This is a genomic window from Dehalogenimonas alkenigignens (assembly GCF_001466665.1).
Taxonomy (GTDB): Bacteria; Chloroflexota; Dehalococcoidia; order Dehalococcoidales; family Dehalococcoidaceae; genus Dehalogenimonas; species Dehalogenimonas alkenigignens.
The window spans coordinates 1,244,193-1,265,698 of record NZ_KQ758903.1 but is presented as its reverse complement, the minus strand read 5'-3'; the positions used below and the strand labels follow the sequence as shown (position 1 = coordinate 1,265,698).

The 21,506-nt window shown below is 52.0% G+C and carries 24 protein-coding genes, 3 tRNA genes and 1 riboswitch; of the genes, 11 read left to right on the top strand and 16 right to left on the bottom strand.

Annotated features, from left to right (window positions below):
- Positions 1–53: 53 nt before the first annotated feature.
- Positions 54–749 carry a hypothetical protein gene (locus DEALK_RS06675; RefSeq protein WP_058439483.1) on the top strand — a complete coding sequence of 232 codons (696 nt, stop codon included), beginning with the start codon at positions 54–56 and terminating at the stop codon, positions 747–749.
- Here the strand turns inward: DEALK_RS06675 and DEALK_RS06670 are convergent.
- The 13 genes from DEALK_RS06670 to DEALK_RS06610 form a co-directional block, all read right to left on the bottom strand.
- Complete coding sequence (locus DEALK_RS06670; protein ID WP_058439482.1) at positions 746–1,564, bottom strand: PAC2 family protein; 819 nt, start codon at positions 1,562–1,564, stop codon at positions 746–748. The two genes, DEALK_RS06675 and DEALK_RS06670, sit on opposite strands and share 4 nt — an antisense overlap.
- Positions 1,545–2,465: a PAC2 family protein gene (locus DEALK_RS06665; RefSeq protein ID WP_058439481.1), complete on the bottom strand. Its 921-nt coding sequence runs from the start codon at positions 2,463–2,465 to the stop codon at positions 1,545–1,547. Before DEALK_RS06665 ends, DEALK_RS06670 begins: the two co-directional genes overlap by 20 nt.
- A 45-nt stretch (positions 2,466–2,510) precedes the next feature.
- Positions 2,511–2,816 carry a hypothetical protein gene (locus DEALK_RS06660; protein ID WP_058439480.1) on the bottom strand — a complete coding sequence of 102 codons (306 nt, stop codon included), beginning with the start codon at positions 2,814–2,816 and terminating at the stop codon, positions 2,511–2,513.
- Positions 2,817–2,869: 53 nt separating this feature from the next.
- A complete protein-coding gene (locus DEALK_RS06655) occupies positions 2,870–3,529 on the bottom strand; it encodes a molybdopterin-dependent oxidoreductase (RefSeq protein ID WP_244881589.1) in 660 nt (219 codons plus the stop codon).
- A gap of 130 nt (positions 3,530–3,659) precedes the next feature.
- Positions 3,660–3,735: transfer RNA gene (locus DEALK_RS06650), tRNA-Pro, on the bottom strand.
- 38 nt (positions 3,736–3,773) lie between these two features.
- Positions 3,774–4,514 carry a 2Fe-2S iron-sulfur cluster-binding protein gene (locus DEALK_RS06645; protein ID WP_058439478.1) on the bottom strand — a complete coding sequence of 247 codons (741 nt, stop codon included), beginning with the start codon at positions 4,512–4,514 and terminating at the stop codon, positions 3,774–3,776.
- A 3-nt stretch (positions 4,515–4,517) separates the two neighbouring features.
- The gene (locus DEALK_RS06640) at positions 4,518–6,392 is read right to left on the bottom strand and encodes an NADH-ubiquinone oxidoreductase-F iron-sulfur binding region domain-containing protein (protein WP_058439477.1); all 1,875 of its coding nucleotides are present in this window, start codon (positions 6,390–6,392) and stop codon (positions 4,518–4,520) included.
- Complete coding sequence (locus DEALK_RS06635; RefSeq protein WP_058439476.1) at positions 6,393–6,863, bottom strand: NADH-quinone oxidoreductase subunit NuoE family protein; 471 nt, start codon at positions 6,861–6,863, stop codon at positions 6,393–6,395.
- Positions 6,860–7,780 carry a pyruvate synthase subunit PorB gene (gene porB, locus DEALK_RS06630; protein ID WP_058439475.1) on the bottom strand — a complete coding sequence of 307 codons (921 nt, stop codon included), beginning with the start codon at positions 7,778–7,780 and terminating at the stop codon, positions 6,860–6,862. The genes DEALK_RS06635 and porB overlap by 4 nt, the downstream gene beginning before the upstream one ends.
- Entirely contained in the window at positions 7,780–8,958 is a 1,179-nt protein-coding gene (locus DEALK_RS06625; protein ID WP_058439474.1) for a transketolase C-terminal domain-containing protein, read from the bottom strand. The genes porB and DEALK_RS06625 overlap by 1 nt, the downstream gene beginning before the upstream one ends.
- A complete protein-coding gene (locus DEALK_RS06620) occupies positions 8,958–9,254 on the bottom strand; it encodes a 4Fe-4S binding protein (protein WP_058439473.1) in 297 nt (98 codons plus the stop codon). The genes DEALK_RS06625 and DEALK_RS06620 overlap by 1 nt, the downstream gene beginning before the upstream one ends.
- Positions 9,247–9,810, bottom strand: a complete 564-nt coding sequence (locus DEALK_RS06615) for a 2-oxoacid:acceptor oxidoreductase subunit gamma family protein (protein WP_058440078.1) — start codon at positions 9,808–9,810, stop codon at positions 9,247–9,249. The genes DEALK_RS06620 and DEALK_RS06615 overlap by 8 nt, the downstream gene beginning before the upstream one ends.
- Positions 9,811–9,864: 54 nt before the next feature.
- A tRNA-Arg gene (locus DEALK_RS06610) sits at positions 9,865–9,937 on the bottom strand.
- Positions 9,938–10,180: 243 nt separating this feature from the next.
- On the opposite strand from DEALK_RS06610, the gene DEALK_RS06605 reads away from it, so the two are divergent.
- From DEALK_RS06605 to DEALK_RS06575, 7 genes are all read left to right on the top strand, one after another.
- Positions 10,181–11,395 (top strand): homocysteine biosynthesis protein, encoded by a 1,215-nt coding sequence (locus tag DEALK_RS06605; protein WP_058439472.1) that lies wholly within the window; start codon positions 10,181–10,183, stop codon positions 11,393–11,395.
- Positions 11,382–11,804, top strand: a complete 423-nt coding sequence (locus DEALK_RS06600; RefSeq protein WP_240608168.1) for an NIL domain-containing protein — start codon at positions 11,382–11,384, stop codon at positions 11,802–11,804. The genes DEALK_RS06605 and DEALK_RS06600 overlap by 14 nt, the downstream gene beginning before the upstream one ends.
- A gap of 41 nt (positions 11,805–11,845) precedes the next feature.
- A complete protein-coding gene (locus DEALK_RS06595) occupies positions 11,846–12,577 on the top strand; it encodes a UPF0280 family protein (RefSeq protein ID WP_058439471.1) in 732 nt (243 codons plus the stop codon).
- A 123-nt stretch (positions 12,578–12,700) separates the two neighbouring features.
- Positions 12,701–12,943, top strand: a complete 243-nt coding sequence (locus DEALK_RS06590; protein ID WP_058439470.1) for a MerR family transcriptional regulator — start codon at positions 12,701–12,703, stop codon at positions 12,941–12,943.
- A 1-nt stretch (position 12,944) separates the two neighbouring features.
- Positions 12,945–14,027: a type IV pilus twitching motility protein PilT gene (locus tag DEALK_RS06585; RefSeq protein ID WP_058439469.1), complete on the top strand. Its 1,083-nt coding sequence runs from the start codon at positions 12,945–12,947 to the stop codon at positions 14,025–14,027.
- Between the two features lie 45 nt (positions 14,028–14,072).
- Positions 14,073–14,576 (top strand): MogA/MoaB family molybdenum cofactor biosynthesis protein, encoded by a 504-nt coding sequence (locus DEALK_RS06580; protein ID WP_058440076.1) that lies wholly within the window; start codon positions 14,073–14,075, stop codon positions 14,574–14,576.
- Complete coding sequence (locus DEALK_RS06575) at positions 14,573–15,784, top strand: molybdenum cofactor synthesis domain-containing protein (RefSeq protein WP_058439468.1); 1,212 nt, start codon at positions 14,573–14,575, stop codon at positions 15,782–15,784. The genes DEALK_RS06580 and DEALK_RS06575 overlap by 4 nt, the downstream gene beginning before the upstream one ends.
- Positions 15,785–15,812: 28 nt before the next feature.
- Here the strand turns inward: DEALK_RS06575 and DEALK_RS06570 are convergent, their stop codons facing one another.
- The 3 genes from DEALK_RS06570 to moaA are packed head-to-tail and all read right to left on the bottom strand — an operon-like array spanning position 15,813 to position 17,715.
- The gene (locus DEALK_RS06570; protein ID WP_058439467.1) at positions 15,813–16,253 is read right to left on the bottom strand and encodes an MOSC domain-containing protein; all 441 of its coding nucleotides are present in this window, start codon (positions 16,251–16,253) and stop codon (positions 15,813–15,815) included.
- Complete coding sequence (gene moaC / locus DEALK_RS06565) at positions 16,246–16,722, bottom strand: cyclic pyranopterin monophosphate synthase MoaC (protein WP_058439466.1); 477 nt, start codon at positions 16,720–16,722, stop codon at positions 16,246–16,248. The genes DEALK_RS06570 and moaC overlap by 8 nt, the downstream gene beginning before the upstream one ends.
- A gap of 3 nt (positions 16,723–16,725) precedes the next feature.
- Positions 16,726–17,715, bottom strand: a complete 990-nt coding sequence (gene moaA, locus DEALK_RS06560; protein ID WP_058440075.1) for a GTP 3',8-cyclase MoaA — start codon at positions 17,713–17,715, stop codon at positions 16,726–16,728.
- A gap of 32 nt (positions 17,716–17,747) precedes the next feature.
- Positions 17,748–17,872: riboswitch (molybdenum cofactor riboswitch) on the bottom strand.
- A 146-nt stretch (positions 17,873–18,018) separates the two neighbouring features.
- Between moaA and DEALK_RS06555 the strand changes: the two genes are divergently transcribed.
- The 3 genes from DEALK_RS06555 to topA all read left to right on the top strand — a co-directional run bounded on the left by DEALK_RS06555 (position 18,019) and on the right by topA (position 21,505).
- Positions 18,019–18,108, top strand: a tRNA-Ser gene (locus DEALK_RS06555).
- A gap of 71 nt (positions 18,109–18,179) precedes the next feature.
- The gene (dprA, locus tag DEALK_RS06550) at positions 18,180–19,286 is read left to right on the top strand and encodes a DNA-processing protein DprA (protein WP_058439465.1); all 1,107 of its coding nucleotides are present in this window, start codon (positions 18,180–18,182) and stop codon (positions 19,284–19,286) included.
- 11 nt (positions 19,287–19,297) lie between these two features.
- A complete protein-coding gene (topA, locus tag DEALK_RS06545) occupies positions 19,298–21,505 on the top strand; it encodes a type I DNA topoisomerase (RefSeq protein ID WP_065128728.1) in 2,208 nt (735 codons plus the stop codon).
- Position 21,506 lies beyond the last annotated feature (1 nt).

The window sequence follows — 21,506 nt, the reverse complement described above, 5'->3', positions numbered from 1 at the left end:
TTCCGGCTAGTTCTGCTTTAACCTGGACCAAATCTTTTAAACAAGGACTTAAGATGAGTGAGGAAATCGGAAGAATCGAGCGCCCCGAAGCCGCGTCATTCAAAGGTAAACGCAAGCTTTATGTAGTGCCTTTAATTTTTGAGTGGCCTGAGGCTGCCCCAGAATATACAGCACTGTTCAGTCGCTATTGGGAAGAGGTTAGTGAACAATTGCGGAATTTATCCAGCCGTATCGGACCGGTAAAGTATGTGTTCCACGAAGGGGCCGATCATTCGGGCGATGCCGCAATCGCCCACCTTGAAAAGTATACCCCTAGAAGTCACGCCATTGTTGTTTCCTTGGTTAGCTCAGGAGCTGTTGTTTCTCAATTGGAAGACCGGGAACTGGTATCGGAGACGCTTGATTGGGAGCGGTTCATCATGATGGGTTTCGCCAGCACCAAGGTGGCCAAAACGGTGACTGATAATTACAGGTCAGCCATGAAAAAGCGTTACGATTTCATGGTCACCAGGATAAACGAAACAATCAAGCCTGATGAAACCGGGGTGCTTTTCTTAAGAGAAGGCTACCCCATACAATATCCCGCGGGTATTGAGGTTTTTAGTGTATCCCCCCCGTCTCTCGATGAAATCAATCGTTATCTGCGGAATCATCCCACGGAACTCAAAGATCGAGAAGTGGAACCGGAAACCTCGGCAGATGACTCACCATCGGATGGAACTCCGGCGTCTGACGTAACCGGTAATTAGCTTAAGGCCTGCCTCACGGACGCCGCCAGGGCCCCAGCTTCGTATTCCGTGAGGCTGAGGTTTGATTCAAGCATCGACAGGGATTTTTCCACCTCGGGTTCCGAGGCTCGAAGCCTGGCAATTTTTTCCCGCTGACGCCTGGCGGTATCTTCAGCCTCCTGGGTATTAACAGGCAAAGCAAGTTTATGGCGCAGGAATGATAGTATCCTGGCGGCACCTGTTTCATCAGTCAGCGGCGCCAGGTAAAACGGCACTGGCGACCATAAAGAGACTGCTTCGACACCACGCTGACGTGCTTCCCAGGTCAGATAGGTCCCTATCGCGGGCTTTTGTCCCGGCGGTGATATATAGTCCATATCTGCTTTCACACCTTCCCCGGAAAGCCAGTCTCGGAGCAGAGGTGTTGAGAGATTGGCCATTAAGGTGCTCGGTGTATTATGCGAAGCCATCACAGGCAAGGCCCCAATAATGATCATGTGACTGACCTTGTGTTTTGCTGCCAGATCTAACACTTGTTCCAGAAACTGATGGACTTCATAAGCCGGAGTGTCTGAGATAAAAGCGATTAACTGAGCCTCCTTGGAATAGCTGAAACTCGAATCTGGCAGCTTGGCAAGGTCGCTGGCGACTTCGACCCCGGAAAGTTGAAAAAAGCCGACCGGCTCAATCTCGGCCAGCGGTTTCATTTTGAAAATCTGGTTTATAAGTTTAATCACACGCTCCCCGGTCATACCGGCATCGCCGCGCCACCCGACCACCATAGCGGGCCTGTCCAGCCCGGGATCTGTCAGATACTTAAGCTGCCCGGTCATCATTATTCCAGCCGGGACGAAACAGGTCTTCGATGTGTTCAGCCATCCATTGTTTATCGTCCTCAGTTATCGCCTCGCCACCCTCGGCTTCAACCCGGGTTTGAGCCCGTTGGGATATCTTCGCTTTAATTTCATCAGGAAACTGATTGAAAAATTGTTCCGCCATCTCAAGGGTCTGCCGGCGCATTTCTTCCAGGTCGCTGCAATTTAATTGCAGATCATAAAAACGTGATAGTATTTCCAAAACAGAGCGCGAAGCCGATGGGTACGGCAATGGTGCTCGAGCGAGGTAGTCAGGTACCTCACCCATTAGACAAGCCCCCGGGATGCCCCGCCTGGCGGCGACGCCGATTAGCAAACCATTGAGGCCGGTGATATTGGCTTGTGTTCCCTTCCCTTGATGTTCGCTCAGGTAAGAACCAGACCGCTTTAATTCGATCTCCGCCAGCAAGGTTTTTTCGGTTGCCACCACCCAAACCCCCGGGGTGTAATTATGATGGATAGCCGAGACAGCAGCGCCAGAGGTAAAGATGTGGCGGCAGCCCAGTTTTTGAGCCACATCGACAACCAGGTTTGCCATCATGAACGCTTTGCCGCCGGACGCGTAGGTTGAACCTGTTTCCGCCGGTTGTTCTTCCCCGATAAACATAACCAAGTCACGCTGCGGCAGCCGTTTGTAATAGAACCGGCTTGTAGGAAAATTCAATTCTTCAAGGACGCCGTTTTTAATCACCACTCCGTTGGGGTAGAAAAACGGCTCAGGTTCAATTTCACCAGCGTAATCAGCCTCAAGCTGGCGCCGCAGGGTATCGACCGCCAGTATTCCCACGCTACCTATTCCCGGCCATCCTACGATCAGATCCGGTTCATTCAGCTCGGGGATCTCAACTAAGCGATAACTCACGCAGATATCCTAGAATTAAAAATAGCTCAGCAAATAAGTTAGGGGTTATTTCCCAGGACCAATGGCAATCACAAAATTCTCTAAGTGTGTCACTCCTCGCAAACTGCTGACCATCCCCTGGACGGTATTAAAAATAATGCGCTCAACGAACTCATTCAGGTGTACCGAAGCTCCGTTGATCACCAAAGTTACCCTGCTGTCTTTAGCGTCTACTGTCATAGTTTCCGCTTTGCATGTGCTCTCCAGGGCTGTAGCCATTCCATCCAAAACATGGTCGAAGTATGTCTGGACAAAAAAGGAAAGGGCAACGTCGGTTCCATTGACTTTAAGCGTTACAGTTTTTGATCCCATTAAAGCCTCCGTGTGCCTTATTGTTGCCGGACTGTTGAAGCAAAGTCAAACAATTATTTGAAGAAGTCCTCATCCAGATCTCCGGAATCGGAATAGCCGCGGCTTTCCCAGTACCCCTGGTAGTTGACGTCGTCCGACAGTTCAATTTTGGTAATCCACTTGATCCATTTGTATCCCCATTTGCTTTCAGCCACTAAAATTAAAGGGAATCCTCGTTCCGGGGGTATGGTTACCCCGTTCATCTTGTAGGCTAGCAATATTTCGTTTTCAATGAGGTATTCAATGGGAAACGATGTCGTGTACCCGTCTGTCGCGTGGAAGATTACGGTATTGGCTTTTGGATTGAGTCCAGCCTGAATGAACAGGTCTTCAACCTTCAAACCCTGCCACAGGATCTTAGCGTCCCAACCCTCGACGCAATATAGGGTCACCACTTTCTGGTAATCCTGAAAACCTTCTGTCAGCTGGCTATAACTTAAATTCAAGCGATTATTCACCAGCCCGGAAACTTCCAATCGGTATGATTCGCGTTCGATGAACTGGGGACCTTTTATTGAGTTTTCACGAAAATCGTTAGCTACTGAGGAGAGCATCTCGCCTTGATATTCTCTGATTTCGACCCCGTCAAGACTCACCGGTTGATACCTCTGATAGACTTGCCATGATAACAGCATTACCGCAATAGCGGCAGCAGCCGATATCAAGATATTCACAATTGTATGACTACTTTTCATACCATAATTGTCCAGCAGACATATGTTTATGTCAAATCAAAAGCATTGTGAAAATCCCGTAGGCATTTCGCCTACGGGATTTTTTACTTAACCGCGGGAGAACAATCACTGGTCGGGGTGAGAGGTTTCGAACCTCCGACCTCAGCGTCCCAAACGCTGCGCGCTACCAGCTGCGCTACACCCCGTAAGTGGCGAGTATATTATTCGAGCGGAGAACAGTCAATTACAGTTTCCTGCAGTCCGGGCAGTAATCAAACTCGCTCGGCGACAATCCCGACTTTCGGGCCATGAATTCCACTTGACGCACCGGGGCGTAATGGGTACCGCAGTTGAGGCACGCCTTCATTGCAAAGTCAACAGTGCCCTGAGGCCAAGAAATGATCCGTTTATTTCCGCTGTCCACCAGACTGATGGCGCCAGTTGGACAGATATAAGCGCAAGAACCGCAGGCAATGCAATCGCCGGCTTCGTTATAGAAAGGTAAAGCGACTTCGCGTTCAGTTCCCCGGTTGACTAGACTGATAGCTGAAGTACCGACCACTTCGGCGCATACCCTGGTGCACAACCCGCATAAAACGCAGGCATCACTTTTGCTGTTTTCATCGGCGATGCTGAAACGCGACTCGGTGACACCTAAAGCCGCTGCCATCTGCTTCACCGCGGCGGATCCCGGGCATCTGGCCAGCAGCAGTTCTATAACCGTCCTGCGGACTCGAAGGACCTTTTCAGAGTCGGTGGTGACTTTAAGTCCTTCCTCAACAGGGTACAGGCAGGCTGTCACCAAACGCTTACGCCCGCGCCGCTCTACTTCTACCAAACACATACGGCAGGCTCCGTAATCTGTGACGGCTTCACTGTGGCAAAGTGTAGGAATATAAATCCCGGCTGCCTTGGCTACGGTAAGGACTGTGTCACACGGTTCAGCTTGGAACTCCCGACCGTTGATGGTTAGTTTAATTGCCATTAGTTATCTGACCTCCACGGCGCCGAGGCGGCAAACATCGTAGCAAGCGCCGCATTTGGTGCATTTGACCTGGTCCAGAATAACTGGAAGCTTCTTACCCTGTCCGGTAATTGCGCCGGCCGGGCAAGCTTTGATACACAGCGTGCAATTGGGGCATTTCTCATTGATAATGTTGTAGCTTATCAGTGGTTTGCACACTCCGGCCGGGCATCGTTTCTCAATAATGTGAGCTTCGTACTCTTCGCGGAAATAGCGCAGAGTAGACATGATCGGGTTGGCGGCGCCGCCGCCCAGGCCGCACAGCGCCCCCCAGGTGAGTGTCTCTGAGAGGTTTTCCAGAAGTTCAATATCATCCGGCTGGCCCTGGCCTGAGATTATCCGGTCCAGAATCTGGCGCATACGTTTAAGGCCTTCGCGGCAGGGAACGCACTTACCGCAAGACTCACCCTCCAGGAATGATAGGAAGTACCTGGCGATATCCACCATGCAATTGTCTTCGTCCATGACGATCATCGCACCGGAACCCATCATCGAACCGGCGCGGGTCAGTTCATCGAAATCGACGGGCATGTCCAGTTTTGAAGCCGGCAGGCAGCCGCCCGACGGACCGCCGGTTTGAATAGCCTTAAATTTCTTGTTCTTGGGTATGCCGCCGCCGATGCCGTAAACAATCTCCTCGAGGGTGATACCCATAGGCACCTCAATGAGACCGGTGTTGTTGACCTTACCCACCAGTGAGAAAATCTTGGTGCCTTTGGAGTTGGCTGTGCCGATCGAAGAATACCACTGTGCGCCGCGGTTGATAATGAGCGGTACGTTGGCCAATGTCTCGACATTATTTAACACCGTTGGCTGGTCCCACAAGCCTTTCTCTGAGGTGTGAATATATTTAGCCCGCGGCTCGCCGACCCGTCCTTCAACGGAAGCCATCAGAGCGGTGGACTCGCCGCAGACGAAAGCGCCGCCGCCACGGTTAATCTTGACGCTAAAGCTGAAACCCGATCCCAGGATATTCTCCCCTAACAAGCCCATTGCCTCGGCCTGGGCGATAGCTTTCTCGGCATGTTTGACGGCTACCGGGTATTCATTGCGGATATAAATGTAGCCTAGATGGGCGCCTATGGCATAAGCAGCGATGACCATACCCTCGATTATTGCGTGGGGATTGCCTTCCATCAGGGAGCGGTCCATAAAAGCTCCGGGGTCTCCCTCGTCGCAGTTGCAGATGACATACTTCGGGTCGCCGTGAGCCTCCCTTGTGCTTTGCCACTTGGCGCCGGTCGCAAAACCACCGCCTCCGCGGCCGCGGAGGCCGGACTTCTTCACTTCGTCGACGACCTCGTCCGGCGTCATTTCGAAAAGGGTTTTCGAAAGCGCCGCGTAGCCGCCGCAACCGATGTAGTCCTCTATGACAGTGGGATCGATATAACCGTTGGCACCGAAGACCAGGCGCATCTGTTTCTTATAAAACGGTACGTCGTGTTCATAGGTCACTTTCTGCTTGGTGCCTGGAATAGTATACAGCAGGCGATCGATGACTTTACCGCCATTTACCGTCTCGTCAATGACTTGGGGGACGTCCGCAGGTTTTACCCGCTGATACAGGATATTTTCCGGGCGGATAACCACAAGCGGACCACGCTCGCAAAAGCCGTGGCAACCGGTGGTCTTGATTTCAACTTCGCTCGCCAGACCGCGGTTTATTATCTCGTCACGGAACGCCTGCGCCACCTTGGCGCCACCATAAGCCAGACAGCCCGTGCCGCAGCAGATAGTCACCGTCCGGGTACGGGCGGAAGCGGAGCGCTTTATTTCTTCACGGAGCAACTCGAGTTCCGATGCCGAGTTGAGACGCTTCCCAGATTTTTCAACTACCATCTATTTGCAGCCCTCGATGATAGATTTGACTTTCTCAGCAGTCACCTGGCCTTCGTATTCGCCATCTACAACGACTACAGGACCCAGAGCGCAAGCTCCGACGCAGTTAACTGTTTCAAGCGTGAACTTCATATCGGGAGTGGTTTCTCCGGCGCATGCGCAAAGTTCGGTCTGAAAACGATCCAGCACCTTCTCGGCGCCGCGGACGTGACAGGCTGTTCCCATGCACACGTGTATACCGTGCCGGCCTCTTGGTTTTAATGAGAAGGCTTTGAAAAAAGTGGCTACCGAATAGACTCGGGACAGCGGGATGGACAGCACCTCGGCCGTCATCTCAAGGGCTTCCCTCGGTAAATAATTGAGTTCGGCTTGTATGTCCTGCAGGATGCCGACCAGCATGCTTGAGTCGTTTTGGTATTTAGCTAGGACGGCGTTTACTACCTCGGCCGTCGATCTGGTATCGAGGGTCATTCGGCTTTCTCCAGCAGTTTCTCGTATTCTTCGACCACCCGCGCCTGGATGGAGTCGATAGCCTCCGGCTTTAAATGCCGGAAGCGGCGCTGCAGCTTCATGTAGTCCTTGACCGGTTTAAGTTTTTCCGGGACCATACTCATCTTGTATTTGCCGTTCTCCACCTCGTAAAGCGGGAAAACACCGGTCTCCACTGCCAGGCGACCCAGCATGACCGAGATTTCGGTATCGCAGCGCCAACCGGTGGGACAGACGGAGAGGATGTGGATATAGGCCGGCCCCCTGGTCTCCAGCCCCTTCTTGACCTTTTCGATGAGATCAAAGGGATAGCTGGGGCAAGCGGTGGCTACGTAAGGGATATTGTGGGCTACGGCAATAGCCGGCATGTCCTTCTTCCAGGACATCTGCCCCGCCTTGGCGCGGCCGGCGGGAGAGGTGGTGGTCGAGGCGCCGAAAGGCGTGGCCGATGAGCGCTGGATGCCGGTGTTCATGTAGGCTTCATTGTCAAAGCAAAGATAAACGAAATCGTGACCGCGCTCCATGGCGCCTGACAAGGCCTGCAGTCCTATGTCTAGTGTAGCGCCATCGCCGGCGATGGCTGTAACTTTGATATCTTCCTGGGGCAGCTTACCTTTACGCATTTGCGCCTTCAGGCCGGCTTCTACTCCTGAAGCCACAGCAGCAGAGTTCTCAAAAAGCGTATGAATCCAGGGCAGTTTCCATGAGGTATATGGCAACTGTGATGCAACAATCTCCATGCAACCGGTAGCATTAACCACTATGGTATTTTTGCCGAAAGCCTTAGCCGCCAGTCTTACCGCCAAAGCCTCGCCGCAACCGATGCAGGCGCGATGCCCGGGTACAAAATTTTCTTCTTTCGTCACCAGGCGGGAAGCATAAATGCCCAGGTTTTGCATTATTCCCTCACCCCCACGATTTCGAAGATCCGCTCCTGACCTTTTTCGGCCAATTCCAGCCCGTCAACGATGATTTTCTCAAAGCCGGCCACAGTTATGTCACGGCCACCGAGGCCGCCGACGAAACTGACCACTTTCGGTTTTTTATCCAGGTTATAAAGTGCCGACTTCAACTCGGAGGCGACCGGCCCGCCGGGTCCGCCTGATGAAATACAGCGATCGAGAACTAACAGCGTTTCAGCATCTTTAACCGCGGCGCGGAATTCTTCGAAGGGGAAAGGCCGCCACAAGCGTAACCGGACTAAGCCGATATCGACACCAGCCTGGCGCAGCTTGTCTACGGCAGTCATCGCGGTTTCAGAGAAGCTTCCCATAGTGAATAAAAGGTTCTTGGCGCCGTCGCATTTGTAACATTCCACCGGTTTGTAAGGCCGGCCGAATTTTCGGGCGAATTCGTCCCAAACCTCGATTATAGTCGGCTTTACCGACAACATCGCTTGTTCTTGTGCCCATTTGGCCTCGGTAAAGACTACCGGCGGCGCGAAGTCGCCCATGGCTACCGGGTGATTGGGGTGTAACGTTAGTGGACTGCGATTGTGCGGCGCGAAACTGCAAACATCCTGCTGGTCGGGCATTTCGATAGGTTCGATGACATGGGACAGGTTAAAGCCGTCCAGATGGACCATCACCGGCAGCAGCACTTTATGGTGCTCTGCTATCTTGAAAGCGCAGATAATCTGGTCCACAACTTCCTGGCCGTTTTCGGTAAAAATCTGAATCCAGCCGGTGTCTCGAACGGCCATGGCGTCGGAGTGGTCTCCCCAAACAGATAATGGTGCCGATAGAGCCCGGTTAGCCACCGCCATGACTATGGGCAACCGCATACCCGAAGCAACATAAAGGACTTCGTGCATCAGTTCAAGCCCCTGTCCCGCGGTTGCAGTGAAGGTGCGCGCGCCGGCAGCTGCCGATCCTAGGCAGGCAGACAGGGCGGAATGCTCGGATTCTACCGGGATGTATTCGGCGTCCAGTTCCCCTTCTGCTACCAGCTCAGCGAGGTGTTCGACGATATGTGTTTGCGGCGTTATGGGGTAAGCAGCGATGACGTCGGCATCACAAAGTTTTACCGCGTCCGCCAGGGCGATGGAGACCTCAATACCGTGACGTTTACCCTTCATCACTTCTCCTCCTCTTCCCGCATCACGATAACCCGGGTGGGGCACTCATAAGCGCAAATGCCGCAGCCTTTACAGTAATATGGATTAGCTTCAAAAAAGCCTTTCTGGTTCTGTCGAATGCAGCCTTCGGGACAAAAGACGAAACAGATGCCGCACTTTAGGCACCTTGAGAAATCGTATGTCGGCCGCTGTGACCGCCAGTCGCCGGTACGGTATGCCGCCGCCGAACCTGGCTCGATGACCGCGGCTCCGATCTCAATATCTTTCCAGGTGAGTTCGTTTTCAGATTTAGCCAATGTTCTGAAGCTCCTTTACCTGGGTCTCGGAGTAAGCGCGAGACAGAGCTTTGATATTCTTTTCAGCCAGCCGGCCAAATCGTTCTTTCAAAGGCTCTATCATTGAGTCTACACTGACGACCCCGGTGGCTTTGATGAGGGCTCCAAGCATTGTAGTATTGACAATCGGCACACCCAATTCTTCGCGGGCGATTCGTGTGGCGTCGATGACAGCCAGGTTGAATTTCTTGACCAGTTCCGGGTATGCATCGGATGGTTTCGAGGTGTTAATGATGATCGTCCCGCCGTCTTTAAGCCCGGATGTAAGGTTGCCAATAGAAAGCAGGCTGGGATCCAGAATCACCATCACGTCAGGTTTCGTAATCCCGGCACGGTTTCTAATCGGTCTGTACTGGTTGACGCGGTTGAATGCCATAACCGGAGCGCCTCGACGTTCAGGACCGAAGCTGGGAAATCCCTGGGCATATTTGCCCTCGTTAATAGCCGCCTGGGCGATTAATTCAGCGGAAGTTACGGCTCCCTGGCCGCCGCGTCCATGCCACCTGATTTCGGTCAGTTCGCTGTCGATAGTAGCTCCTCCCATCTTTGAAAAAGTTACTATGGCAGGAAATGCCCCTGGAGCGACTCGAACGCTCGCAACCAGCTTCGGAGGCTGGTGCTCTATCCGCCTGAGCTACAGGGGCGCAAATGGGAACAGAGATTTATTCTATCTTATTTAGATCTTGAGTTACAAGCCAGTGATGTTTTCACTGGGAAATGATCGGTGCGACCAATCATACTCTGCCAGACCGATTCATGCCCCAGGAGACAGGCGGCACTGAGTAGAGCTTCAATCCTTGTCTTCGCCATTGGATGCTGGTCATGGTGACGCAAGCAGCGTAACGTGTTAATATTTATGTCCAATACGCAGTCAAGCAGAGGTGCCCATGGCTAAAACAATCGAGGAAATCAACCAGAAGATCCGTTCCGGCCAAGCCGTCGTCTTCACCGCTGAAGAAATCATAGGTGTGGTCAAGGAACATGGTCTGAAGAAAACAGCTGCTTTAGTGGACGTCGTCACAACGGGCACTTTCGGACCTATGTGCTCCAGCGGGGCATACTTCAATATCGGGCACACTAAACCCCGGATTAAACTTGGTGGCGGCAAGGTGTCTTTGAACGACGTGCCAGCCTATGCAGGCTTTGCAGCGGTGGATGTCATGCTCGGCGCTAATGCCCTACCTGAAGATGATCCGCGCAACCGCTTTCACCCTGGCGAATTTAACTACGGCGGCGGCCATGTCATAGAAGAGCTAGTTGCCGGCAAGGACATCAAGCTTACTGCCACCGCTTACGGCACCGACTGCTACCCCCGGAAAAAATTGGAGACTTGGATCAACCTTCGGGATATGAACGAAGCAGTGCTGTTCAATATGCGCAACGCTTATCAAAATTATAATGTGGCGGTCAATCTTTCCGACAAGACCATCTATACTTACATGGGCACCTTGAAGGCAAACATGGGCAATGTCACTTACTGTTCAGCAGGGCAGCTTTCACCGCTATTGAACGACCCCATGTACAAGACAATCGGCATCGGGACAAAAATCTTCCTCGGCGGCGGTGAGGGCTTCATCGCCTGGCATGGGACGCAGTTCAATCCCGCCGTGCCCCGGACTGAGTCTGGCGTTCCCAAGCGCGGTGCCGGTACTCTCGCGGTCATCGGCGATCTCAAACAAATGAGTTCCAGATATCTAGTGGGCACGTCTATGCTGGGTTACGGCGTGACCGTCTCGGTGGGAATCGGCGTACCTATTCCTATCCTGGATGAGGATGTTCTCAGATATACCACTGTCACTGACGATGATATCTTCGCCGCCGTGGTGGACTACTCCGATGCCTACCCCAATGTCAAGCCGGAAGTCGTCGGCGAAGTATCGTACGGCGAACTTAAAACCGGTAAGGTAAAGATCAACGGCCGTGAAGTACCTACTGCCTCGTTGTCCAGCTATCCCAGAGCTCGAGAGATTGCCATGATTCTGAAAGACAGGATTACTAACGGCAAATTTGAGCTTACGTCACCGGTCGCCGCCCTGCCCGGGATCGAAAGCGGCGTTAAATTCAAGCTGCTTAATGAAAGGCCGATAAATGGTGAAAAATAAGATGACTGCCACCAAAAAGATCTCGTTGCGTTTTCCCCGCCACCTGGTCAGCCGGCCGGTGGTATATCACCTCATCAAAGACTTCAACCTGGAGCTCAATATACTTAAAGCCAATATCACCTCTGAAGAAGGTCATATGGTGTTGGAACTTAAGGGTGAACGGGCTGACTTCGATAAAGGCATAGAATACCTGACCAAATCGGGACTGATCATCGACACGCTGTGTCGTGAAGTCACTCGTAATGAGGAGCGCTGCACCGACTGCGGCGCCTGCGTTACTGTCTGCCCTTCAAGCTCATTTACCGTTGACCCGGCAACACGTGAGGTCAGGTTCGAAGAGGATAAGTGTGTCGTCTGCGGCATGTGCATTTTATCCTGCCCGTCCCGATCGATGGAGTTGCATTTCTAAAATAGTCCGGCGCCCTTGCCGGAAGAGACACCGAGGAACGGTTGAGTTACCAACCCAGATTCTACCGCAGCCAACACTCCAGTCCTGATCTCATCTCCTTTTCCGTTTGTATCAAGGAGACCAACCTTTTCATCGCCGCCCGCTGCAACCTTGAGCGTAAGGCATACCGATCGGTACAAAAATACCGGCAGACCATCGAGGGGTATATCGCTCGCCACCCCGAATTTTTAACTTCGCTGGCTCCCGTTGAGGTTGATCCGGGAGAATCTCCAATCATCTGTGACATGGCGGAAGCAGCTCAGAAAGCCGGCGTGGGACCTATGGCTGCCGTGGCTGGGGCTATAGCTGAATCTGTCGGCCGTGATTTATTGGAATACTCGTCAGATATTATTGTCGAGAACGGGGGCGATTTATTCATTAGAACAACCCGCGAAAGAGTTGTGGGTATTCAGGCAGGCGATTCGCTCTTCTCCGGCAAGTTAGGCCTAACGATTAAACCAACTGATACTCCTTGCGGGATCTGCACTTCATCAGGGACAGTGGGGCATTCTCTTTCATTCGGTAAAGCAGACGCGGTGACCATTGTAGCTGCGTCCGCCAGCCTGGCTGATGCCGCAGCCACTGCTTGCTGCAATTGTATCCAATCCCCTTATGACATCAACAAGGCGCTCTCAGCAGCTCAGTCGATCGAGGGTGTATCCGGAGCCATCATTATTATGGCCGACCGAATCGGGGCGGCTGGAGATGTGCGGCTCGTACGTTTATCGGACTGACGGGCGCTCTCCGTCAGATGAAAATGGTACTTTCGGTTATCCTCATCGAACGAAATACCCATTTACTCGGACTGAATGATACGTTAAAGTATATCCGAATATAGCCATACAGGTCCGAAATCAATGTCTGTTATTCTTAAAGGCGTAAAATACTATCGAACTGCAGAAGTCTGCGATCTGGCAGGCATCAGCCGAACGACCCTGTTTCGGTGGCTGAAAAGTAACCTCCTTGGCAGTGCCGTCGCCCGCGACCGCCGTGGTTGGCGGTTATTTACCGAAGCCGAGGTCGAAATGCTGAAGGCTGAAGCCGATCGCGTGGACGGCGAATCCGACAATCCCAATATTTCACACGCTGGAGCGAGATGAAGTGTCGCAAATAGATGAATGGTTAAGGCTCCTGGTTGAACTCGGCGGTTCCGACCTCCATCTGCGAGTACCAAGCCCCCCGGTTATACGGGTAGATGGCGAACTCGTCATTCAGGGTCAATACGCTAATCTCAAGACATCCGATCTGGAAGCCGTCCTTGATGAAATCGCCAAACCGGAACAGAAGGAAACTTTCTTACGAGAGAAAGAGCTTGATTTCGCTTACAGTTTAGCGGGGGTCGCGCGTTTCCGCGTTAGTGTTATGCGACAGAGGGGTACTCTTTCATTAGCTTTCCGTCAGGTGCCGTTTCAGATCCTCTCTATGGAACGGCTTGGGGTACCTGCAATCTGTAAGGAACTTATTTTAAAACCACGTGGCATGATCCTGGTGTGCGGACCGACGGGCTCCGGAAAATCAACGACCATGGCCGCGATGGTAGACTACCTGAATCAGAATGCTTCACGTAATGTAATCACTATCGAAGATCCGATTGAATACCTGCACTCGAATAAAAAATGCTTGATCGCCCAGCGGGATCTCGGAGATGATACCAAAGCCTTCGCCGTCGCTTTGAAACACGCCCTCCGCCATGACCCGGATGTAATCATCGTCGGTGAAATGCGTGACCTTGAAACCATTTCTACGGCCATAGCCGCGGCTGAAACCGGGCACCTCGTCGTTGGCACGCTTCACACCACCGACGCTGCCCAGACCGTTGACAGGGTAATCGATATCTTCCCGCCTTCTCAACAGCAGCAAATTCGGCTGCAATTCAGCCAGGTGATTGAAGCTGTACTAGTCCAGACTCTGATTCCCAGGCTCAACGCCAAAGGAAGAGTACCTGCTTTTGAGGTGATGGTTGCCAGTCCGGCGGTTAGAAACCTAATTCGCGAGCAGAAAACTCACGAGATCACCAACGTCATTCAACTCTCTGGGAAAGACGGCATGCAAACTCTAGACCAGTCACTCTCGGATTTACTCCGTAAAAACCTGATATCAAAAGAGGAAGCCCTCCTGAAAAGCAGCCATCCTGAAAAACTCCAGAAGTTGCTGCAGTACCAGGCCACTGCTGGTTTTAGATAATGACCAAGATTGTCTAAAGCCGCCGTCGGCCTTATAATGCGGCTTATGGGACATATTGATCATAAGGCTGAAGCGCCCAAGTCCGTCGGCTGTGCGGTCATAACCATTTCTGATTCCCGAACTGAGGACACCGATGAATCCGGGCGCTATCTAACAGCAGCACTCAAGGAAAACGGCCACGCCGTCCTCGCTTACCGCCTGCTCAAGAACGATGCTCCGGCAATTAATAAAGCCATCGCCGGGTTCGCCGGCGATGTTTCAGTGAAGGTCATTATAACCACCGGCGGGACCGGTCTCTCTCACCGCGACATCACTGTCGAGACCGTTTCCGGTTTGCTTGACAAAGAAATTCCGGGTTTCGGTGAGCTCTTCCGATTATTGACCTGGGAAAGCATCGGCACGCCGGCTATCATGAGCCGCGCGCTGGGCGGTGTCATTTCCGGCAAAATCATCTTGTGCCTACCGGGCTCTATCAACGCGGTTAAGCTAGCCGCAGAAAAGATAATTCTGCCCGAGCTTGGGCACCTGGCGAGGGAGGCCGGGCGGTGAAGCCTTTCGGACGACTGCTGGATTTCGATAATGCCCTCGCGATAGTGTTGAATGCCGTAGTACCTGTTGACACGTCTGAATCTGTACCGATTAAAAACCTTTTCGGTCGCGTTTTGGCCGAAGATCTCCGGGCGATTATGTCAATTCCTCCCTTTTCCCGGGCTGCCATGGATGGCTACGCCGTTATTGCCGAGGATACCTTCGGCGCCGGGCGGCGAAGCCCAAAGTCTCTGCGGGTGGTAGACCAAATCTTCGCTGGGGACGCCCCTTTTGTGACTACTGAAAAAGGCAAAGCTGTCCAAATTGCTACCGGGGCGCCCATGCCTGCCGGCGCCGATGCTGTGGTCATGGTAGAAGAGACCGAGCGTGTCGATGAACAGGTCAATATCTACAAGGCGGTTTATCCCGGTGCCAACATCGGCCAAGCCGGAGAAGATATCAAACAGGGTGAAATCATTTTGAAACAGGGGACTCAGTTTGACGCCGGTAAGATCGGCGTGCTGGCTTCCCAGGGCTTCTCCGAAGCTTCAGTATTCAGAAAACCCCGCGTCGCCATCATGCCCACCGGTGAGGAGATCGCCCCCGCCGGGCAAGCTCTCAAACCGGGGCAGATCTACGATATTAATTCTCACACCCTGGCCGCGGTGGTAGGCTCAAATGGCGGAGAACCAGTGAAGATGCCTATCGCTGAGGACAAACCGTTGAAACTGCGTACTGCAATCGAAAAAGCTTTGGAAAATGACATGGTGGTCATCTCTGGCGGTTCGTCGGTCGGCGAGCGTGATCTCATGTTCAGCATACTGGAAGATCTGGGGAAGGTGCTTTTCCACGGCATCCAAGTCAAGCCGGGCAAGCCGACCATGTTCGCCGTAATCGACGGCAAGCCGGTGCTGGGTATGCCGGGATACCCGACGTCGTGTCTCATTAACGGTCATGTTCTACTTGCCCCGGCGGTAAGGAAAATGGCTCGTTTACCAGTCGAAGCGAAAAGACCCGCAGAAGCTATGCTGGCGCAGAGCGTGCCTGGCAGTGTCGGCCGACGACAGTTCCTTCCGGTTAAACTTGTCGCCGGACAAGCCTGGCCATTGTTCAAAGAATCCGGCGCAATCACCGCCACCGCTGAGGCCGACGGTTACTTGGACATTCCGGCCAACATCGACATCCTGGAAAAAGGAGAGACGGTTCGGGTTTTCTTGTTTAACGGCTGAATTAAACCCTTGCCGTCACCGGAATGAGTTACGCTCCAACAACCTCAATGGTATCCCCGGCTTGTATCTCGCCACCTTGTATGATGCGGGCAAAGACGCCCTCAAGAGGCATGACACACATCCCCACCTGGCGGTAGATCTGGCAGTGGTGATGACATTCCTTGCCGATCTGGGTGATCTCCAGCTCAACTCCCCGCCCTGTCTTTAGCCTCGTACCGACAGGCAGTGCCATCAGTTCGAGACCTTCGGTCGTCAGGTTCTCGGCGAAGTCGCCGGGTGAAAGCGTCAGCCCTTTGGCGCGCATCTTGTCAATGCTGGAATTGTCCAGCAGGCTAACCTGCCGGTGCCAGCCTTTGGTAGCGTGGGCGTCGCCTTGAATGCCGTAATCCGCCTCCAGAAAGCCGCGGCCAATATCTTTTTTCTTAGTGCCTTTTTTTATGCTAGTGCAAACGGCGACAATCTTAGCCATCCAGCCTCCTGTAAGTCCCGCTCTTGCCACCCTCTTTAGTCTCAAGGTAGATTCGTTCTATGGTCATGCCCTTGTCCACCGCCTTGCACATATCGTATACCGTAAGAACGGCGATGCTGGCGGCGGTGAGGGCTTCCATCTCAACACCGGTAGGCCCGGTGCATTTCACCTCGGCCGATACTATTAACTGGTCGGTGCCGTAAAACTCGAACTCGACTGCGGCTCCGGAAATTGTCAACGGATGGCACAGCGGTATCAGTTCCGGCGTTTTCTTGGCAGCCATTATTCCGGCAATACGCGCCGCTGCCAGTACATCGCCCTTTCTGATCTCCATATTCTTGATGAGCTCAAGTGTCTCAGGTTTCATGCTGATATGAGCGATAGCCACAGCGCGGCGGCTGGTGGTTACCTTTTCGGTCACGTCTACCATCCTGGCTCGGCCACGCTCATCGACATGAGATAATTCCATGAGCTATCCCCCGATCTGACGCATCTGGCGGCCGCCAATGCCGGCCGTTTCCAAATGGTGGCGCTCCGGTTTGGCAATGATCGCCTGTTTAAGCAGGTCTTTCAAATCCGAGATACCGGCGCCATTTCGCAAAGCAGATTTGATATCGATCTCAAGGTCGTTCAGCAGGCAAGGCCTCAGCTTACCGTCTGCAGTCAGCCGCAACCGGTTGCACTGGCCACAGAAGCGATGGCTGACCGGACGAATGAAGCCGATCGTTCCCTGTCCTTCACCGAAACTGAAGTAGCTGGCTGGACCAGCGCCGGAGAGGCAGCACGGCCACAGGTCGCTCACCATCGATTCTATCTTTTCTTTGATTTCAGCCACCGTCATTGATGGAGTACTGCCAATCCCTCCGAAAGGCATATGCTCGATGAAACGAACGTGCCATCCCTCATCCTTAGCCATCAAGGCGAAATCTTCTACCTCATCGTCGTTCACCCCGGGTATGACCACCATGTTTATCTTCACCGGCGAAAGCCCAACGCGATGAGCTTCTTGAATTCCTTCGAGTACGTCGCCAAGCTTGTCGCCGCCGGTGATCCGTTCAAAACGGCCAGGCCTCAGCGAGTCGAGACTTACATTGATGCGTTTCAAGCCGGCGCTGCGCAACTTTGTAGCCTGCTCCTTTAGCAGCGTGCCGTTGGTGGTTAGTGAAATGTCTTCAATACCCGGAATCGGCGTCAACAATTCGATCAGATTCCACAAATACGGCCGCACCAGCGGTTCGCCTCCACTCAGCCGGACATGACGTACTCCGAGGGCAGCGGCAGCTTTGGTCACCCGCTCAATCTCTTCATAACGCAAGATGTCGTCATGGTGAAGGTGGTTGATTTCGCCGTCGCTGCAGTAGGTGCATCGCAGATTGCATCGGTCTGTGACCGAAATACGCAGGTAGTTAACGCGACGATTGAAGGCATCAAAAGTGCCGGTAACGCAATTAGCTTCGGTCATTGGATCAAACAGTCCCTCAAACGAAGGACGGCGTAAGCGCTCATACCCCTCCTTTCCAAAAACGGGAGGCGCCGCCGTTTCCAGCGACACCCTGACCGGCCGTCTGCCATGTTTCTTTTGAAAGTTAGGCCGGGACGGCTCGAAGGGTTTATTCATCTAAACTATAGCATGCGGTACTAGTACCGGGCAAATACTCATACATGGTAGTATGAACGTCAGCGTTTCAAGAGTGTTTGCATTGTTGACTAACCGGACGCATTAATTTATCATTGGCGGGTTCTTCAGGCAATCAAACCACTTTGCGGAGAGGTGCTGGAGTGGACTATCAGGCACGCCTGGAGAGCGTGAGTCGAGGTAACTCGACCGTGGGTTCGAATCCCACCCTCTCCGCCAATTCAAGTTTTCCACTCAGTCATTCCTGAACGATTGTCTCTCGCAATGCCCTGTGTTAAAATTGCGACGCTTTGAACGAACAGAGTAACACTGTCCATTACCTGGGTTTCAGTCTTATTCCAGGTATCGGCCGGGTCCGGCTTACAATGTTGGAGAAATATTTCGGAGATCTTTCGACCGCCTGGAAGGCCAACGAAGCGGAATTATCGAAGGTCGGTCTCGATTGCGGTACGATTAATTCAATTGTTTACTGGCGATCTAAAGTTGAACCAGCGCGTGAACTGGAAAAAGCAGATCGTTTCGGGGTTTCCGTCGTCACCGCAGTAAGCCCAAAGTATCCCTCCAGACTTAAGGAGATTTACGACTATCCACCAGTTTTGTATATCAAGGGTAATCTTCTGCCTGAGGACCAGCTTTCAATTGCGGTGGTGGGGACACGAAATCCAACAGCCTATGGCAGGCAAGTGACCGAGGAGATCGTAACCGCGCTTAGCCGAAATAATGTCACCATCGCTTCAGGTTTGGCCCGCGGGATAGATACGATTTCCCACTCTTCTGCCCTAAAAGCGGGCGGTCGTACGATTGGGGTACTAGGCTCCGGGGTTAATGTAATATACCCACCAGAAAACACAGCTATCGCAAAGCAAATAATTGAAAATGGGGCTCTAATTTCAGAGTATGCGATGGATATGGGACCAAGGCCTGAAAATTTCCCCCGGCGTAACCGCATCCTCTCAGGCTTGACGTTGGGCACACTAGTGACTGAAGCTGGGGAAAAGTCAGGGGCTTTAATTACCGCCGAATACGCCTTAGACCAAAACCGAGATGTTTTCGCCATACCGGGGAACATTTTCTCAGCCAAGAGTTCTGGAACAAACCGTTTGATTCAACAAGGTGCAAAGTTGGTGAGAACCGAATCCGACATTTTAATAGAGCTCAATATCGAATCAGTTGCTACACAACTTGAATTCAAAGAAACACTCCCGGTGACTGAAAATGAAAAAAACTTAATTAGATATCTTGGTGTGGAACCAGTACACATTGACGAAATTTGCCGCACATCCAAACTACCTGCTTCAGTTGTAAGCTCAACTTTATCAATGATGGAATTAAAAGGCACAGTCAAACACCTTGGCGGTATGAACTATACGCTTTCAAGGGTGATTAAGGAGTCGTAAACGAGAGTAAAATGAAGTCACCCACGAATTTCGTTATTGTTGAGTCCCCTGCCAAAGCAAGGACTCTCTCCCGTATCCTCGGTCCCAAATATATAGTCAAGGCTTCGATGGGACATATCCGTGACTTACCGAAAAGCAAGCTCGGCGTTGATACTGAGAATGACTTCAAACCGCAGTATTTAGTGATGCGAGACAAATCATCAATTCTGACAGAATTAAAAGAAGGGCTCTCCAAAGCCTCTGCGGTATTTTTAGCGACAGATCCTGACCGAGAGGGCGAAGCAATAGCGTGGCACCTGAAAGAATCTATTTGTACGCCCCGGGCGTCATGCAACCGGGTGACTTTTCATGAGATTACGCCGGAAGCAATAACTGCGGCTTTTAATTCACCGCGTGAAATCAATATGAATCTGGTAAACGCTCAGCAAGCCCGGCGCATACTCGATCGATTAGTCGGGTATAAGCTTTCACCCCTACTGTGGCAAAAGATCCGCCGCGGTTTATCAGCCGGTCGTGTCCAATCTGTAGCCTTGCGAATAATCGTTGACAGAGAACGCGAAATTCTTTCCTTCAAACCTGAGGAATATTGGACCATAGAAGTTGATTTGATAAAACATAATTCAACTCAGAAGTTCAAAGCTACGCTCATCGGGCAGGGTGATAAAAGAAGAATAAGCATCAAGACAGAAGAACAAGCACTGGCGGTTGAGAAGGATCTTGGGTCCGCTAAATATTCGGTGTCCAGCGTGGGAGTCAAGGAGGTAATGAAGCAGCCTTCCCCCCCCTTCATTACCAGTACGCTCCAGCAAGAAGCTTATCGTAAGTTGCGGTTCACGGCACGTCAAACAATGGCAATTGCACAGCAATTGTATGAAGGTTTACCGATAGGAACCGAGGGCAGTGTAGGTTTAATAACCTACATGCGAACCGACTCGATTCAGGTTTCCGGATCGGCGATCTCCGAGGCAAGAAAATATATCGAGAGACAATTTGGCAACGCTTATCTGCCTAAAAACGTTCGATCTTTTACTAGTTCCGTAAAAGGAGCGCAAGAAGCACATGAAGCCATAAGGCCAACGAGCGTCGAGCGCGAACCTCAACTGATAAAAGAATATCTTGAAACCAATCAGTTCAAATTATACCAGCTTATCTGGCAGCGAATGGTTGCATCTCAAATGACCGCGGCCAAATTTAGAAACACCACTGTCGATATTACTGCAAAAATTGCTGAATCGAAAGGGGCGTATATTCTCCGTTCTCAGCAAACTGAACATATATTCTCAGGGTTCATCAGCCTATATGTTGAGAGCCGCGACGACGCAGAAGAGATCAAAACACCGCCGATACCGGAACTGGTGCAAAATGAAGAACTGCACGTCAAGGGGATTCACAAAGAGCAACGATTTACCCAACCGCAACCGCGTTATAGTGAAGCAACTTTAGTGAAAACGTTGGAACAATATGGTATTGGCCGGCCTTCAACTTACGCTCCTATTTTAAGCGTAGTCCAGGAACGCGAATACGTAACCAAGGAGAAAGGATTGTTCAAACCCACCGACCTGGGAATGACAGTCTCCGACATGTTGGTACAGCAGTTTCCCGAGCTGATCGATACCAGGTTTACCGCCCAGATGGAGAGCAAATTAGACAAGGTCGCCGTTGAAGGAATTGATTGGGTGGGGGTAGTCCGTGATTTCTTCATTCCTTTTAGTAATAATTTAACTGCAGCCGAAGAACAGTTAGAAAGAGTGCCCCTTCCGGTTGAAGTTTCCACGGAGTATTGCCCTCAATGTTCGAAAGGTCTCCTGTTAATAAAAATCGGCAGGTTCGGAAAATATATGGAGTGCCCTTCTTGCTCCTTTCGTCAATCGTTCCGAATTCGTACTGGAGTACCCTGTCCCGGATGCCCTGAGAACGGGGAGTTAATTGGACGGTTCACCAAGAAGGGAAAGTTGTTTTATGGATGCAGCGCTTTCCCGAAACATGCCTTTGCAATTAACACCAAACCGTTATCTGAACCTTGTCCACTGTGCGGAGGCCTGGTTGTCGAAGTAAAACCAGGTGTGAACGCATGTCAAAATCCTGTCTGCGAAGCTTTTAAACCTTTGCGACGGCGTTCTCCTAAACCCGACTCATCCAAAAGTCATAAGCCGCCTGTCCGAAAGCGTCGCACTTCCGTTAAGAAGGCTGGCACCGGTATGCAACAAGCGAGCGGGTAAC

What these genes read in the sequence shown, in the direction of transcription:
- DEALK_RS06670 (WP_058439482.1), bottom strand. Translation starts at nt 1,564, where the DNA reads ATGATGACCGGGCAGCTTAAGTATCTGACAGATCCCGGGCTGGACAGG.
- topA (WP_065128728.1), top strand. Translation starts at nt 19,298, where the DNA reads ATGAAGTCACCCACGAATTTCGTTATTGTTGAGTCCCCTGCCAAAGCA.
- DEALK_RS06645 (WP_058439478.1), bottom strand. Translation starts at nt 4,514, where the DNA reads ATGGCAATTAAACTAACCATCAACGGTCGGGAGTTCCAAGCTGAACCG.
- DEALK_RS06600 (WP_240608168.1), top strand. Translation starts at nt 11,382, where the DNA reads ATGGTGAAAAATAAGATGACTGCCACCAAAAAGATCTCGTTGCGTTTT.
- DEALK_RS06605 (WP_058439472.1), top strand. Translation starts at nt 10,181, where the DNA reads ATGGCTAAAACAATCGAGGAAATCAACCAGAAGATCCGTTCCGGCCAA.
- porB (WP_058439475.1), bottom strand. Translation starts at nt 7,780, where the DNA reads ATGCAAAACCTGGGCATTTATGCTTCCCGCCTGGTGACGAAAGAAGAA.
- DEALK_RS06580 (WP_058440076.1), top strand. Translation starts at nt 14,073, where the DNA reads ATGGGACATATTGATCATAAGGCTGAAGCGCCCAAGTCCGTCGGCTGT.
- DEALK_RS06640 (WP_058439477.1), bottom strand. Translation starts at nt 6,392, where the DNA reads ATGGTAGTTGAAAAATCTGGGAAGCGTCTCAACTCGGCATCGGAACTC.
- DEALK_RS06590 (WP_058439470.1), top strand. Translation starts at nt 12,701, where the DNA reads ATGTCTGTTATTCTTAAAGGCGTAAAATACTATCGAACTGCAGAAGTC.
- moaC (WP_058439466.1), bottom strand. Translation starts at nt 16,722, where the DNA reads ATGGAATTATCTCATGTCGATGAGCGTGGCCGAGCCAGGATGGTAGAC.
- DEALK_RS06675 (WP_058439483.1), top strand. Translation starts at nt 54, where the DNA reads ATGAGTGAGGAAATCGGAAGAATCGAGCGCCCCGAAGCCGCGTCATTC.
- moaA (WP_058440075.1), bottom strand. Translation starts at nt 17,715, where the DNA reads ATGACCGAAGCTAATTGCGTTACCGGCACTTTTGATGCCTTCAATCGT.
- DEALK_RS06660 (WP_058439480.1), bottom strand. Translation starts at nt 2,816, where the DNA reads ATGGGATCAAAAACTGTAACGCTTAAAGTCAATGGAACCGACGTTGCC.
- DEALK_RS06625 (WP_058439474.1), bottom strand. Translation starts at nt 8,958, where the DNA reads ATGAAGGGTAAACGTCACGGTATTGAGGTCTCCATCGCCCTGGCGGAC.
- DEALK_RS06570 (WP_058439467.1), bottom strand. Translation starts at nt 16,253, where the DNA reads ATGGCTAAGATTGTCGCCGTTTGCACTAGCATAAAAAAAGGCACTAAG.
- DEALK_RS06635 (WP_058439476.1), bottom strand. Translation starts at nt 6,863, where the DNA reads ATGACCCTCGATACCAGATCGACGGCCGAGGTAGTAAACGCCGTCCTA.